Origin of the sequence: Escherichia sp. KTE31 (genome assembly GCF_000407925.1) — a bacterium.
GTDB lineage: Bacteria > Pseudomonadota > Gammaproteobacteria > Enterobacterales > Enterobacteriaceae > Escherichia > Escherichia ruysiae.
In genome coordinates this window covers 475,352-490,178 of record NZ_KE136722.1, presented here as the reverse complement: position 1 = coordinate 490,178, position 14,827 = coordinate 475,352, and the positions used below count along the sequence as shown (strand labels likewise).

11 protein-coding genes are annotated in these 14,827 nt (G+C 52.7%); 1 reads left to right on the top strand and 10 read right to left on the bottom strand.

Features of this window, described 5'->3' with window-relative positions; all coding sequences use genetic code 11:
- Window positions 1-56 precede the first annotated feature (56 nt).
- Genes aaeB through aaeX form a run of 3 tightly spaced genes read right to left on the bottom strand, consistent with a single transcriptional unit; the run spans window position 57 to window position 3,173 of the window.
- Complete coding sequence (gene aaeB / locus WES_RS18500; RefSeq protein ID WP_000510936.1) at window positions 57-2,024, bottom strand: p-hydroxybenzoic acid efflux pump subunit AaeB; 1,968 nt, start codon at window positions 2,022-2,024, stop codon at window positions 57-59.
- A gap of 5 nt (window positions 2,025-2,029) precedes the next feature.
- A complete protein-coding gene (gene aaeA, locus WES_RS18505; RefSeq protein WP_000854026.1) occupies window positions 2,030-2,962 on the bottom strand; it encodes a p-hydroxybenzoic acid efflux pump subunit AaeA in 933 nt (310 codons plus the stop codon).
- 7 nt (window positions 2,963-2,969) lie between these two features.
- The gene (gene aaeX, locus WES_RS18510) at window positions 2,970-3,173 is read right to left on the bottom strand and encodes a p-hydroxybenzoic acid efflux pump operon protein AaeX (RefSeq protein WP_000051841.1); all 204 of its coding nucleotides are present in this window, start codon (window positions 3,171-3,173) and stop codon (window positions 2,970-2,972) included.
- A 182-nt stretch (window positions 3,174-3,355) separates the two neighbouring features.
- On the opposite strand from aaeX, the gene aaeR reads away from it, so the two are divergent.
- The gene (gene aaeR / locus WES_RS18515) at window positions 3,356-4,285 is read left to right on the top strand and encodes an HTH-type transcriptional activator AaeR (RefSeq protein ID WP_000440317.1); all 930 of its coding nucleotides are present in this window, start codon (window positions 3,356-3,358) and stop codon (window positions 4,283-4,285) included.
- A gap of 127 nt (window positions 4,286-4,412) precedes the next feature.
- Here aaeR and tldD read toward each other — a convergent pair whose 3' ends face one another.
- From tldD to mreB, 7 genes are all read right to left on the bottom strand, one after another.
- On the bottom strand, window positions 4,413-5,858 hold the full coding sequence (gene tldD, locus WES_RS18520; RefSeq protein WP_000055925.1) for a metalloprotease TldD: 1,446 nt from the start codon (window positions 5,856-5,858) through the stop codon (window positions 4,413-4,415).
- Between the two features lie 247 nt (window positions 5,859-6,105).
- The gene (yhdP, locus tag WES_RS18525) at window positions 6,106-9,906 is read right to left on the bottom strand and encodes an AsmA2 domain-containing protein YhdP (protein WP_016159493.1); all 3,801 of its coding nucleotides are present in this window, start codon (window positions 9,904-9,906) and stop codon (window positions 6,106-6,108) included.
- Between the two features lie 67 nt (window positions 9,907-9,973).
- Complete coding sequence (gene rng, locus WES_RS18530; protein ID WP_000123197.1) at window positions 9,974-11,443, bottom strand: ribonuclease G; 1,470 nt, start codon at window positions 11,441-11,443, stop codon at window positions 9,974-9,976.
- The gene (yhdE, locus tag WES_RS18535) at window positions 11,433-12,026 is read right to left on the bottom strand and encodes a nucleoside triphosphate pyrophosphatase YhdE (RefSeq protein ID WP_000203083.1); all 594 of its coding nucleotides are present in this window, start codon (window positions 12,024-12,026) and stop codon (window positions 11,433-11,435) included. The genes rng and yhdE overlap by 11 nt, the downstream gene beginning before the upstream one ends.
- An 8-nt stretch (window positions 12,027-12,034) precedes the next feature.
- Window positions 12,035-12,523 (bottom strand): rod shape-determining protein MreD, encoded by a 489-nt coding sequence (mreD, locus tag WES_RS18540; RefSeq protein WP_000135265.1) that lies wholly within the window; start codon window positions 12,521-12,523, stop codon window positions 12,035-12,037.
- Complete coding sequence (gene mreC / locus WES_RS18545) at window positions 12,523-13,593, bottom strand: rod shape-determining protein MreC (protein ID WP_000802527.1); 1,071 nt, start codon at window positions 13,591-13,593, stop codon at window positions 12,523-12,525. Before mreC ends, mreD begins: the two co-directional genes overlap by 1 nt.
- Before the next feature lie 65 nt (window positions 13,594-13,658).
- Window positions 13,659-14,702, bottom strand: coding sequence for a rod shape-determining protein MreB (mreB, locus tag WES_RS18550; protein WP_000913396.1), 1,044 nt, complete (start codon window positions 14,700-14,702; stop codon window positions 13,659-13,661).
- Window positions 14,703-14,827 lie beyond the last annotated feature (125 nt).

Here is a 14,827-nt window from a genome sequence, read left to right as displayed (position 1 = left end):
CGTTCATCGCTAAGTATAGACATGAAAAAACCGACGCTTTTGGCGTCGGTTTTAACTTAACTATCGGTCAGCGCGTGCTGGTATTTATGCAGCATACCAGTAAGCCGATGCACCGGTTCCGTCACCTGCGGTGGCGCTTGCCAGATGCGTAGCTTTTCCTGATAGATTTCCAGTTCTTCCAGCAACTGCCCAAAGTACCGACGACGTTTATCATCGCTACGGGCAGATATCACATGGTCTGCTGTGCGGCGCATTTGTCGGTGAAACGCCGATAAATCCTCGTTAACCGGGATCGGCGCATCACGCAGGCGCTGGTGTGCGATAATCATCGTCAGCGCCAGGCGAAATTTCGGCAAATCTCCGGGAAATTTATTCATCAGCAAAAACAACTGCTGATAAAGTGCCGGAAGATGGTTCTCTTTACGTCGCGCGACATTGGTGGTCATCGCGGAAACGGCAGCAGAAACAAATTGATTAAGCAATACGCGTCCGGTTCTGTCGCGCGATTTATCCCGCACCAGCAAAATAACGATGAACGCGAGCACACAGCCGACGATTTGCCCTAATGCGCTGTCGAGAAACTGGCTGAAATGGAACGTCATCGGGTTATCCAGCACGATAATATTGATGGTGCTGGCCAGCGCCCCCATTGAGCCTAGTCGCCGTTTCTGTACCTCAATGCCGAGGAAGAATCCCAGCACTGCAAGGCTAATACAAAGCAGCAACATACTCTGTTGGGTATTAGGGATAATCACCAAAAAGTAGAGCAGCCCTAACGGCAGTGCCGCCAGCGTCCCGTAGATAAAGTCTATCGCCACCATACGTGGATTCGGCAAACGCATTGCCAGTGACGTCACTACCGCAATCATCACCATTGCGCCACTGCCGGAAGTCCAGCCCGTCCACAGCCAGAAAAGCGTGCCCAGAATGCAGGAAAGTGTGGTTCGCCAGAAGTTTACCATCGCATGATGACGTTCGGCTGACTCTACTTTTACTTCCGGCTCGCCTTGCAGGATCTCTTCTTCGGTCGTGTTGATTTTTGTGTTACTGATAACGCCGCGTTTGAGCAATTGATAACGCGTTGCTGCCGCGACCCAGCTATAAATGGTGACAGGTGTTTCACGTTCCCCGGTCCAGGCAATAACTCTCCGCAGGCGTTTTAACTGCTTGTGAACGTCCTGCGCGGTTTCTACCGGCGTGTCAAAAAATTCGCGGAAAGTATCAGTGATCAATTCCGGGCGCGAATTCTGAATCAAATAGGTTTCGCAGGACTGGGTAATCAGCGTCAGCGATAGCGTATTTATTGCTTTTAAACGTCGATTGGCTCGCGCCCAGCGGGAAGATTCCATATTCAGGTTGCTGCGCATACCTTGTAGCGCCGTGGTGCGTCGAACCAGGTCGCCCCAGGCTTTATCGACAACTTCGCCATCGCCATGCTTGATACAGAGTTGCATTAATTGATATTGCGCGACCAGCAAACTTTCCAGCTCTCGATCCACTTCTTGTTTGATCGATCGCGGAGAAAAGAGCAGATCCGCCATAATCGCACACACAATACCAATAACGATCTCGCTACAACGTTCGACGGCAAACTGCGGCGTAAGCAGCGGTTCCGGCTGAATAGTGATCACAATGATCAGCGCGGTATAACCAGCCAGTCCCCACGCATAGGAGTTTTCTATTCGTACCAGTGAAGAAATCCAGGTACAAAAACCAGCCCAGATACAGCACACCAGAATCATCAGCAAGGGGGCGCGGATCATCGCAATAATGATCACCAGTCCGGCAATACAGCCAATAAATGTGCCGATGATGCGTAAAAAGCCACGATAGCGAATAGCGCCAGAATACGGTTCGCCACCGGCAGCAAAGGCCGGGCCGGCGGCAACAATCGCCGCTGTCAGTACCGCCCAACGTGGCGTTTCCAGCTGAAAGTGAAAGCCAACAAACAGCGCCAGCACAATGGCGGTCGCCAGTTTTACCGCGAAGCGAATATGTTGGTTAGCAATGGAGAAAATACCCATCGTGATTAACCAAACTCACGCAGGCGATGAGCCATTTTACGGAAGAACGAATCCTGGCTTTCGTCACGATCCTGTTTGCCAGTGACCACCACCGTAGCGGTGGTGCCCGCAGGCCAGATGTTCTCTTGCTGGTTGTCGAGACGAATACGTACCGGAACACGTTGCGCCAGACGCACCCACTCCAGGTTAGAGTCGATAGTCGCCATTCCTTTGTCATCGCGCGTACTACTGGCGTTGGTGACCCCGGCAGCGACGCTATCAACCGTACCTTTCAGAACTTTGTTGCTGCCAAGCGGCGTGATCTCTGCACGATACCCAGGGCGTACGCCTTCCAGCTTGGTTTCTTCCATATAGGCCAGCACATAGAAGGAGTTCTGTTTCACCAGCGCAACCGCCGTTGAGCCACGGGTAATAAACTCACCGGTATAGACGTTGAGATTGGTCACCCAACCATCTGCTGGCGCGCGGATCACCGTGCGTTCAAGATCCAGTTTTGCCAGATCGCGGGTCGCCTGCGCTTTCGCTAATTGATGCAGAACCGTTTGTAGTACGTTGTTAGCCTGGTCTATCTCTTCGCGGGACATCGCCTGTATGCCGAGACGGTTACGACGTCCGGCCTCCTGGCGTTTTTCCTGTGCCAGCACCTGATAATAAGCAACATCGGCTTGCGCTTCCTCGAGCGCCTTTTGATAGCGCGGCTGGTCGATGGTGAACAGTACCTGTCCTTTTTTCACCAGCTGGTTATCATGAACATTCACCTGAGTAATGAGTCCGGATACGTCCGGCGCGATCGCAACGACGTCGGCGCTAAAGCGTGCGTCACGCGTCCACGGGGATTCGGTGTAATAGACCCAAGCATTAAAAATTGCGATGAAGGCCAGAATGACTAATACGACCGTGATGGCCGTACGGGAGAATTTTCTTATTAGTGTTTTCACTTCAACCTCAAACGAACAGTCGCGATATCAAATAAAACAAGCAGCAATAGAGCGCGGTGTTGAACAACGCCGGATGCCAGACAAAGTCGTAGATACCTGTTGGCACAAGTACCCGGCGCACCAGCCAGAAAATCGCCAGTGACAAAAGCAATTCGAAAAATATCGGTGGGAAGGACAGCCCAAACACCACGATAACGGGAAACAGACTCATGTTGACCTTGGTTGTATAGAGAGAGCTGGCGTTATTATTTTCAGCATCTGTCGCCGCAGAGAAGGGCATGGAAAGCCGGGCGAGAGCAACATTGCTGTAGATTGATATTTAATATATTAACGTAACTGTTATGCTGTTATCTATATTATGTGATCTAAATCACTTTTAAGTCAGAGTGAATAATGGAACGACTAAAACGCATGTCGGTGTTTGCCAAAGTAGTTGAATTTGGCTCTTTTACCGCCGCCGCCAGACAGCTACAGATGAGCGTTTCGTCCATCAGTCAGACGGTGTCAAAACTGGAAGATGAGTTGCAGGTAAAGCTGTTAAACCGTAGCACACGCAGCATTGGCCTGACCGAAGCCGGTAGAATTTACTACCAGGGCTGCCGTCGTATGCTTCATGAAGTGCAGGATGTTCATGAGCAACTGTATGCCTTCAATAACACCCCCATCGGGACGCTACGCATTGGCTGTTCTTCAACTATGGCACAAAATGTTCTCGCCGGGCTGACAGCCAAAATGCTGAAAGAATACCCAGGTTTGAGCGTCAATCTGGTTACCGGAATTCCTGCCCCCGACCTGATTGCCGACGGTCTGGATGTGGTGATCCGCGTCGGCGCGTTGCAGGATTCCAGCCTGTTTTCCCGCCGTCTGGGCGCGATGCCAATGGTGGTGTGCGCCGCAAAAAGTTATCTCACACAATACGGCATACCGGAAAAACCCGCCGATTTAAGTAGTCATTCATGGCTTGAATACAGCGTGCGACCCGACAATGAATTTGAACTGATCGCACCGGAAGGGATCTCGACTCGCCTGATCCCGCAAGGGAGATTTGTGACTAATGATCCGATGACGCTGGTGCGCTGGCTAACGGCGGGTGCCGGGATCGCCTACGTGCCGCTGATGTGGGTGATCAACGAGATCAATCGTGGGGAGCTGGAGATCCTGCTGCCGCGTTATCAGTCAGATCCACGCCCGGTTTATGCGTTATATACCGAAAAAGATAAGCTGCCGCTGAAGGTACAGGTCGTGATCAACTCGCTGACGGATTATTTTGTTGAGGTCGGTAAATTGTTTCAGGAGATGCACGGGCGCGGGAAAGAGAAGTAATTCATATTGTACTGTTATGTTGTACAAACCTGTGCCAACGGGTTCCCCTCACCCTAACCCAAGAGGAGCGAGGGGACCGTTCGTGCACGTAGAAAGATTAATTATCCTTCTGAAAATACTGAAATTATTACGCAGTACCGCCAACAGTCAGGTTATCGACTTTCAACGTTGGCTGGCCCACGCCAACCGGCAAACTCTGCCCTTCTTTACCGCAGACACCCACGCCGTTATCCAGTTTCAGGTCGTTGCCCACCATCGAAATCTGCTGCATGGTTTCGATTCCGGAACCAATCAACGTTGCGCCTTTCACCGGCTTCGTTACTTTACCGTTTTCAATCAGATACGCTTCTGAGGTGGAGAAGACAAATTTACCGGAGGTGATATCTACCTGACCGCCACCGAAGTTCGGCGCATAGATGCCATACTCAACGGATTCAATAATTTCCTGCGGGGTAGATTTACCCGGCAGCATGTAGGTATTAGTCATACGCGGCATTGGCAGGTGAGCGTAGGATTCACGGCGACCATTGCCGGTCGGCTTCATGCCCATTAAGCGCGCGTTGAGTTTATCCTGCATGTAACCTTTCAGGATGCCGTTCTCAATCAGCACGTTGTACTGTCCTGGCGTACCTTCGTCATCAATCGCCACCGAACCACGGCGATCAACCATCGTGCCGTCATCAACAACTGTACACAGTTCAGAAGCCACCAGCTCCCCGACCTGTCCACTAAAGACCGAAGTACCACGGCGGTTGAAGTCGCCTTCCAGGCCATGACCGACCGCTTCATGCAACAGCACGCCAGGCCAGCCAGCGCCGAGAACCACCGGCATGGTGCCCGCAGGTGCGGCAACAGCAGAAAGATTGACCAGCGCCATACGCACGGCTTCTTTTGCCCATGCATCCGCACGGACTTCGCCGTCGAGATCGGCAAGGAAGAACTCATAACCAAAACGACCGCCGCCGCCACTGGCGCCGCGTTCGCGTTTACCATCTTCTTCGACCAGAACGCTCACAGAAAGACGCACCAGAGGGCGCACATCTGCCGCCAGCGTGCCGTCAGTTGCCGCAACCAGAATTAATTCATAGACGCCACTGAGGCTGGCAGTCACTTCCTGTACGCGTTTGTCCGCTTCGCGAGCAACCTTATCGACACGACGCAGGATATCCAGCTTCTCTTCACGGCTCATGCTTTGCAGCGGATCGACCGAGGTATATAGCGGGCTATGCTCTACCGCGCCCAGCGTCTGTACTTTGCCATCGCCGTTGTCACGCACAATGGTACGCGCCGCTTGCGCACTCTGTTCCAGCGCCAGCAGGCTGATTTGGTCAGCGTAAGCAAATCCGGTTTTTTCACCACTGATTGCACGCACACCAACGCCCTGATCGATGTTGTAAGAACCATCTTTAATAATGCGGTCTTCTAAAACCCAGGATTCGTGATAGCTCGACTGAAAATAGAGATCGCCATAATCAAGGCGACGTTCGGTCAGTTGACCGAGGATCGCGAACAAGTCCTGATGTTTCAGGCCGTTCGCCGCTAGCAATTGTTCACTTACCAGGTTCAGACTCATCGTTTTTGCTACTCGTTAATTACTGCGGTAGAGGATTTTTTACGGCTGCCGGACGCGGCGTGAACACCTTATCCGACCTACGGTTATTTCCGGTTTGTAGGCCTGATAAGACGCACTGCATCGCATCAGGCAACGGCTGCCGGATGCGGCGTGAACGCCTTATCCGGCCTACGGTTATGTTCCGGCTCGTTGGCCTTATGGCAACGATTATCTTATGAGATTGGGGCAATTACGCGCCCTCGTCAAATCATTGCGCTTTTTCTTTACGCGGTTGGCGCAACACTTCGTTGATTTGCGGATCATCCAGCGGACCCGAAATGTGATAGCGCAAAATGGAAACTTTGCTCCACAGCGGCCCCAGCACTTTACTGGCGGCAAACACTGCCGCGCCAACAATAGGGTTAACCGCAAAGGCTGCAGCCACGCCCACCGTCGCAGAAATCTCTGGTGCGACAACCGCTTCCATATTCAGATCGCGACGTACCAGATTTACCGACCCTTTCATGGCGATATCCGCTTCCAGGCCATCTACCAGCGTGTCGTCAGTGTGCATAACGCCGTCTTTAATCCACGCGGTGCTGCGAATGGAGTCAAAATAGAACCCTTCGCCAAAGGTATCCCTGAAATCAAAACGCAGCTTACGCATCAGGGCATCAACGCTCAATAAGCGCAGTAATTGCCCGGCATGTCCGGTGCTAATTTCGGTAATTTCGCCTTTGCCCAGTTGAGTATGAATGATGCCATTCAATGTCGCTTCATCTGGCTGCCACGGTGCTTTACGCCAGTGTAAATCGTAATCCACATTAAATGACGACTGGCGTATTGGCGTCGTGACACCAAAAAATTCTGCGGCGGCATCAATTTTCTGGCCGCGCAGTTTTCCTTTCAGCGAGGTGCGTTCATTCCCCGGATTGTTAACCCATTCACCATCGGCAGTGAGTCGCGAGAAACCGGTATCAATCAGTCCATTGGTCAGCGTTAACGTATCGCCGGAAATGGTGATATCGCTGTCGATGCGACCGAATTTTTGCCCCCAGAACCAGCACTCTGCGCAACGTATTTGTGCGTCCGGCCAGCCACGGAAGCTGATGCGCTCCGTGGTCGGAAAAGGTGATGAATTCGTTGATTCACCACCCGTTTTCGCTACGTTCGGGTTGTAATAGAGATATTTAATATTCGCCAGCCACGGCGCGTTATTACGCATCGCCAGCGTAGCGTTGATTTCACGCCCTTGCGCCTCAACCTGCGTACCGTTTGCCATCGGCTGCGAGACGATGCTCAGGTTATTCCACTGCTGATTCCCCAATGACAACGCCGGTGTACGCAACGTAATGTGCTGAGGGAAACTCGCCGCGCTGCCAACTTTTTCCGTCGCGCCTTTCTGGAATAGCGCCAGCCACTCGGCGCCGTCCATTGGCGGCATATTTAACTCAACACCACTCTGTTCCGGCAACGGGGGAAGCGTTTTACTGTCTGCCGCCCAGATAGCGCGCTCAAGCGTCAGCTTTTGACCGAGCAACCAGCGGCTATTGAAATGGTTCTTCGTGCCAGCCTGCCCGGTTAATTCAAAGCTGTTGAGATTGCCATCAACCTTAATGTTAACCGGTAGCGGTTCGCCCGCAGGTTTGGCTAACGGTGAGGGTAAGTGACTACTCACATTCTTCAGATCGCCGTTCAGCTCTACGTTATACGTAGCGCCAGCATGATAAGGCAGCTCAATGCCCACTTTACCATCCCAGGCCACGCTGCCGCTTAACGCTTCGTTCACCGCTTCAGGCAGAACGCCGGTTTTCGCCGGTTGCCAGTTGCCGTTGAGATTCACCGCAACCTGGTAGGCTTTCGCCCCTTCTTTGGTGGAAAAATCCACGTTCAGTGGCTGGTTAAACCAGCTTGCTGTCAGTGGTTCACTTTGCAGATCACCATTGATAAAGCTGAATTTTCCGCTCAAATTTTTCAGAGTGCTGTCGAGTGGTTTGATAAACAGGCTGTTGTTGCGCAGCGTCACTTCACCTTTCGCTGTAACCAGTTCGCCGTTCAGCGGGATATCGAGATGTAAGCGAGCATTCACATCGCCGTCGAGCTGGAGTTCTTGCAGGGTCGCCCCCAGCGAATCCTTCAGCGGCGTCTCATCAAAGTAAGGACCAACGGCTTTACCCGGACCTTTAATGTCAGCGTCAATCAGCAGCTTTTCTTTCGAGTAGTCAGGGATCACCGCAGTGAGGTTACTGGCGCGCACACCGCCCAGATTAACGCCATCGGTTTTCATCCATAAACCGTCGTTAATAAAGTCCAGTTCAATATCGAGATTAGTCAACGCTGGCCAATCTGGCTGGAAAGCAAACTTCGCGTTACGCAGCGGCACCAGCACTTCAAACTGACCTTCGTTGTGTTTGTAAGGAAAAAGATGTGGATTGCCGCCATAAACCAGGGTTGCGTTATCCGCTTCACCGCCCTGAATTGCGCCACTTAGATAATCGACTAACTCTTTCCCCATCAGGTTTTCCGGGAAATAGCGCCAGGCTTGTGAACCATCATCGGTACTGATGCCAGCCAGAATCCCCAGCCAGGGTTCATCGTTAGCAGGTTGCAGGTAACGAAAACCGCCGCGCGCATGGACGGCTTTAGCTTTGACGTCGATGTTACGACCATCCAGCTGGAAACCTTTGTCATTATTCAACCAGCTTATGGTTGCCTGACCGTCGGCAATTTCCAGCGGTGCGCGAAATACCGTTTCGTAAGGCATTTTCGCCTGCTTCATGGAAGCCGTCAGCAAACCATTTTCTACGCTTCCTGAAAGCGTCCCGGAGAAATGTTCCGCGCCTGGCAATAATTTCCATTGTTTCCAGGCCAGATCGCTCCACGATGCCTGAAAGCGGGTCTTCTCTGCCGCCTGAAGCGGGATATCCAGCGCCAGCGTGTTGATCTTGCCGCTCGGCTGGGTTGAACGCCAGATATCACCCAGCGCAGGTGAAAGTTTCGCTGCTAATGGGCGTATGCCTTCCAGCCCCGCCAGCTCCAGATTGCTGGCGCGAATCCGTAGTTCGTCACTGCGTTTATTGTTTTTGCCGCCAACGTCCTGTTCCGGTATCCAGGCCAGCGTCAAAGCTCCACTCGGCCAGGGTTTGCCGTCCATGGTGATCCGCGTATCAGGAATGGAAAACTGCCAGCCCGAATGTTCGCGCGTTATGTGCGCGGTCAGATTATCCACCGACAGCGAATGTGTTTTTTTCTCGCCCAGCCAGCTTGCACCACCCTGTTTCAGCCAGACATCGCCGCCGATCACATCGCCTTTGTCGATCGTCATCCAGCCTTCAAGGGAGAACTGTGCCGTTTCCAGCGCAATATTGTCCTGCATCCATTTACCGAGCCACGGCTTCAGGTCAATGTCATTAGCCTGGAGCCAGACGCGACCATTGCTTAACAGTCCCTCGTCATCACGCAGATCCATGCGCACCTGCATCACGCCGTGTTGTCCGGTCAGACTGGAGAGACTTACCTGACCTTCCGCGCGGTGTCTACGTGGATCGTTAAGCCAGGTGAGTTGCGGGATCGCCAGTTCAGCGCGCTGACCGGATGGTGTCAGGAAGCTGATTTCGCTATCGCGGAGATCGAAGTGATCGAACTGACGAAGAAACAGATCGCTGATGTGACTGGCTTCCAGGCTATCATTACTACCACCACTGGTGATGGGAGTATTGGTGCGAAAGCGCAGTTGCCAGAAAGTGAGGTCGCGAAACTGCCAGCGCATATGCAGCAGGCTCTGCCAGACATCCAGCGCCAGGGTGACACGTTTAACCGAAAACTCACCGCCATCTTTCAACTCAGCGCGGATGTCGTGTGCTTCAAGTGTTGGGCCAAAATTTTGCCAACTGGCGGAGAGCTGACTGGCTGCCACCGGCATACCCGTCGCGGATTCAATTTTGTTAAGGATTTCCGGGCGCCAGGCGTCGAGGTGCGGTAAAGCAATACGCAGGCCGCTGACCAGCAGCGCAGCGATCACAACGAGCGCGGCTCCAGTAAGCAGTAAAATCCCCGGCAATCGCCTCACCCGTCACTCCTTGTCTGCTAAAAATGTGACTCAAAAACCCTTTGCCGGATGGCGGCCCAGCATCTGTTTACATCATTACGACGTCAAACTGCTCCTGGTTGTAGAGCGGTTCGATTTGTACTTTAACCTGCTTGCCTACGAAAATTTCCACTTCCGCCAGCGAGTGAGATTCTTCGCCTTTCAAGGCTTCCGCTACTGCCGGAGAAGCATAGACCAGGAAACGGTCAGAGTCGTAAGCATGGTGCACGCGAACGATCTCGCGCATGATTTCATAGCATACCGTTTCCACGGTTTTTACCGTTCCGCGACCGTGGCAGGTAGGGCATTCATTACACAGTACGTGCTCAATGCTTTCGCGGGTGCGTTTACGCGTCATTTCCACCAGCCCCAGAGCAGAAAAGCCGTTAACGCTGGTTTTCACCCGGTCTTTACTCAACGCCTGTTCCAGCGAATGCAATACGCGGCGACGGTGATCTTCATTATTCATGTCGATGAAATCAATAATGATAATCCCGCCCAGGTTACGCAACCGTAACTGGCGAGCGATAGCCTGCGTCGCTTCAATATTGGTATTGAAGATGGTGTCGTCCAGATTGCGATGACCGACAAACGCCCCGGTATTGATGTCCACAGTGGTCATCGCTTCGGTCTGGTCGATAATCAGATAGCCGCCGGATTTCAGTTCTACTTTGCGTTCCAGCGCCCGCTGGATTTCGTTTTCGACATCAAAGAGATCGAAAATTGGCTGGCGTCCGGTGTAATGCTCCAGCTTGCTGGTCATCTCAGGAATATATTCCGAGGTGAACTCAAGCAATGCTTCGTAAGTCAGGCGCGAGTCAACGCGAATACGATCCAGCTCAGCGTCGGCGAAATCACGCAGAACACGCTGCGCCAGCGCCAGTTCGCCGTACAGTTGATAACGGGTCTGTGGACGCTTTTTACGCTCCATCACTTTGGTCCAGACACGTTTCAGGTAGGCTGCATCGGAGGCCAGCTCCGCTTCGCCAACCCCTTCCGCCGCAGTACGGATGATAAATCCGCCCTGCTCGTCGCAATACTCTGCGACCACTTTTTTCAGGCGTTCACGTTCAGATTCACTTTCAATGCGTTGGGAAACCCCAACGTGAGATGCACCCGGCATAAACACCAGATAGCGAGATGGCAGCGTGATATCTGTGGTCAGGCGCGCACCTTTAGTGCCAAGCGGGTCTTTCACCACCTGCACCATCAGATCTTGTCCCTGACGCACCAGCTCTGAAATATCGCGCACCGTGAACTGCTTTTGTTCTTCACCCGCCACACATTCGGTGTGCGGCATGATGTCGGATGCATGAAGAAACGCGGCTTTATCCAGCCCAATATCTACAAAAGCCGCCTGCATACCCGGAAGTACACGACTTACACGACCCTTGTAGATATTGCCTACTATTCCGCGTCGCGCCTCACGTTCAATATGAATTTCCTGCAGAATACCGCCATCAATATACGCCACTCGTGTTTCCGAAGGCGTTACGTTTACCAACAATTCAGCCGTCATGTTTATCCCTTTTGTCACGCAGTGCGTTAAAATTACTTAATAATTCATACGTTTCAACCAGCGGTAAGCCGACTACGGCGTGATAGCTGCCATTTATCTTCCTGACAAAACAACCACCCAGCCCCTGAATACCGTATGCACCTGCTTTATCTAACGGTTCACCGCTGGCAACATAGCCCGCGATGTCTTCGTCTGTTAACGTTCTGAACGTCACATCGGTGACCACCAGACAATCGAGAATGTACTGGCTGTCTGCCAGCGCCACCGCCGTCATTACCTGATGAGTCTGTCCCGATAATTTGCGCAACATCTGCGCCGCATGTTCTGCATCGCGCGGTTTCTCTAACACTTCCCCATTCAGGACAACGATGGTATCCGCTCCCAGCACCGGGAGATCCTGCGCAGTATGAGCAACACCTGCTTGCGCTTTCTCACGCGCCAGACGCATAACATACTGCTGCGCGCTCTCCTGCGGATGACGCTGTTCCTCAATGCCCGTAACAATACGTTCAAAGGTCACGCCAAGTTGCGCAAGTAACTCCTGACGACGCGGAGAACCGGAAGCTAAATACAGAGAAGTCATAGAAACCTTTATTGCACTGCAAACTGCTGACGGATTTTGCGCATCAGCAAGAAAATCCACGGCCAGAGCACACCATTGACTACACTACTCCAGAACACTTCGGGTCTGAAAGAGACGTTGATCACTAAAAACTCTGCCCAGAAAACAATAATATCCACTACCAGCGAAAGCAACATGACGACCAGAGCCTGCTGCCATAATGCCAGGTTGCGGAAAAGCTGGAATTTCAGTGCTACCAGATAAGCAATGATACTCATCGACAACGCCCGGACACCGAGCGTAGAGCCACTGATCAGATCCAGTATGGCACCCATCACAAAACCTGTGCCCACATTTACGCGATGGGGCAAGGCCAGGATCCAATACAATAAGATGAGCAATACCCAGTTTGGCCGGAAAACGATGAGATTATCCGGCCAGGGCATAATTTGTAGTAACAAGGCGATGAGGAAAGAGAGCCAGATAACCCAGCGCCCCTGGCTACGATATCTCGCCACTATTGCCCTCCCGGCGCACGTGCAGGCGGTTGAGCACCACTTTGCGGCGGCGTAGCCCTTTGTGGAGAGCGGTTAGTGGCAGTACCTGTTGCAGGTTGCTGCGGATCTGGCTGGGTAATTCCCGTTGCCGGTTCCGGAAGTTTTGGTCCCATTGCGTCTGGCGAAGGCAATACCTGCGGCATCATCTGCATCAGGCGTTCATTAGCGACGCGATGCACCTCTTCCGGCGTCATAGGATTAGCACCGTTACGATCTGCGCCCCACAGCAGCAGCAGATAACGCAAACGTTGCAGCCCCGCAGTCGGACGCGCCTGGATCACGGTATAAGCACGCTGGGTATCGAGTTTCACAGAAGAGACGACCGCCACCGGATAACCTTCCGGGAAGCGTCCACCAAGACCAGATGTCACCAATACATCACCAACACGAATATCAGTATTCGCTGGCAGGTGCTCAAGTTGTAAATCATCAGTACAACCGTTACCCGCAGCAATTACGCGGATATCATTACGGAGTACCTGAATTGGCAGTGCATGGGTCGCGTCGCAAATCAGCAGCACGCGGCTGGTCAGTTTGGCGACCGCCACCACCTGGCCAACAACACCTTTGTCGCTGATGACCGGCTGGCCTTCATAAACTCCGTTAACGCTGCCTTTGTCGATAACGACTTGATCGCTATACGGATCGTTAACCGTAGAGATAACCTGGGTCACCATCTTCTGCTCATCCTGGCGCAACGGAGAACCCAGCAGCTCGCGCAGGCGCGCGTTCTCCTGTTTGTATTGTCCAAGCATCAGCAGTTCGCTGTTTTTCAACAGCAATTCCTGACGTAACGCCCGGTTTTCAAGTTCTAGTTGATCACGCGAGGCCAGCGTCTGCGATACGCCATCCAGCAATTCTCGAGGAGCATTGGAAACAAAGTAGAAAGGACTGACGGCGGTATCCATATAGGTACGGATTTGACTAAACATCCCCAGGCGACTGTCGGCAATAATAACGCCGAGCGCCACCAGCACCGCCAGAATAAGGCGAATCTGTAGCGACGGGCCACGGCTAAAAATTGGCTTCATAAGTTATGCGTATTCTCGTATCAGACCAGGCAGGGCAAACAGATGCTTCCCCTGCCTGCATCCGATTACTCTTCGCTGAACAGGTCGCCGCCGTGCATGTCGATCATTTCCAGTGCTTTGCCGCCACCGCGCGCCACACAGGTCAGCGGGTCTTCAGCAACAACAACAGGAATGCCGGTTTCTTCCATTAACAAACGGTCAAGGTTACGCAGCAGCGCACCACCGCCAGTGAGCACCATTCCGCGCTCGGAAATGTCGGAAGCGAGTTCCGGCGGGCACTGCTCCAGCGCAACCATCACCGCGCTAACGATGCCGGTCAGCGGCTCTTGCAGCGCTTCGAGGATTTCGTTGGAATTCAATGTAAAGCCGCGTGGCACGCCTTCTGCCAGGTTACGGCCACGAACTTCAATTTCACGGACTTCATCGCCCGGATAAGCAGAACCGATTTCGTGTTTGATACGTTCTGCAGTCGCTTCACCGATCAGAGAACCGTAGTTACGACGAACGTAGTTGATGATCGCTTCGTCGAAGCGGTCACCGCCGATACGTACAGAAGAGGAGTAAACCACACCGTTCAGGGAGATAACGGCAACTTCAGTAGTACCACCACCGATATCAACCACCATGGAACCGGTTGCTTCAGATACCGGCAAGCCGGCGCCGATTGCTGCGGCCATCGGCTCTTCAATCAGGAATACTTCGCGGGCGCCTGCGCCCTGCGCGGATTCACGAATAGCACGGCGCTCAACCTGGGTAGCGCCAACCGGCACACAAACCAGAACTCGCGGGCTTGGACGCATAAAGCTGTTGCTGTGCACTTGTTTGATAAAGTGCTGGAGCATCTTTTCAGTCACGAAGAAATCAGCGATAACGCCATCTTTCATTGGGCGAATGGCAGCAATATTGCCCGGCGTACGGCCCAGCATCTGCTTCGCGTCATGACCTACTGCAGCTACGCTTTTCGGTGAACCGGCACGATCCTGACGAATAGCCACCACAGAAGGCTCATTCAATACGATGCCTTGTCCTTTTACATAAATGAGGGTATTCGCAGTACCCAGGTCAATGGACAAGTCATTGGAAAACATGCCACGAAATTTTTTCAACATACTAAGGGATAATCCTGAAAGCTGGGGCGGAAAAGAAAATCCGCTTACTTTACCAACCACACGCAGCAGCGACAAGGCGCAAAAATCATCTGCTACGGTGAAAATTAGTGCAGTTTGTTTCCTTT

Excerpts from the sequence above, each read along its gene's own strand:
- aaeB (WP_000510936.1), bottom strand. The coding sequence starts at position 2,024 with ATGGGTATTTTCTCCATTGCTAACCAACATATTCGCTTCGCGGTAAAA.
- aaeX (WP_000051841.1), bottom strand. The coding sequence starts at position 3,173 with ATGAGTCTGTTTCCCGTTATCGTGGTGTTTGGGCTGTCCTTCCCACCG.
- aaeR (WP_000440317.1), top strand. The coding sequence starts at position 3,356 with ATGGAACGACTAAAACGCATGTCGGTGTTTGCCAAAGTAGTTGAATTT.
- tldD (WP_000055925.1), bottom strand. The coding sequence starts at position 5,858 with ATGAGTCTGAACCTGGTAAGTGAACAATTGCTAGCGGCGAACGGCCTG.
- rng (WP_000123197.1), bottom strand. The coding sequence starts at position 11,443 with ATGACGGCTGAATTGTTGGTAAACGTAACGCCTTCGGAAACACGAGTG.
- yhdE (WP_000203083.1), bottom strand. The coding sequence starts at position 12,026 with ATGACTTCTCTGTATTTAGCTTCCGGTTCTCCGCGTCGTCAGGAGTTA.
- mreC (WP_000802527.1), bottom strand. The coding sequence starts at position 13,593 with ATGAAGCCAATTTTTAGCCGTGGCCCGTCGCTACAGATTCGCCTTATT.
- mreB (WP_000913396.1), bottom strand. The coding sequence starts at position 14,702 with ATGTTGAAAAAATTTCGTGGCATGTTTTCCAATGACTTGTCCATTGAC.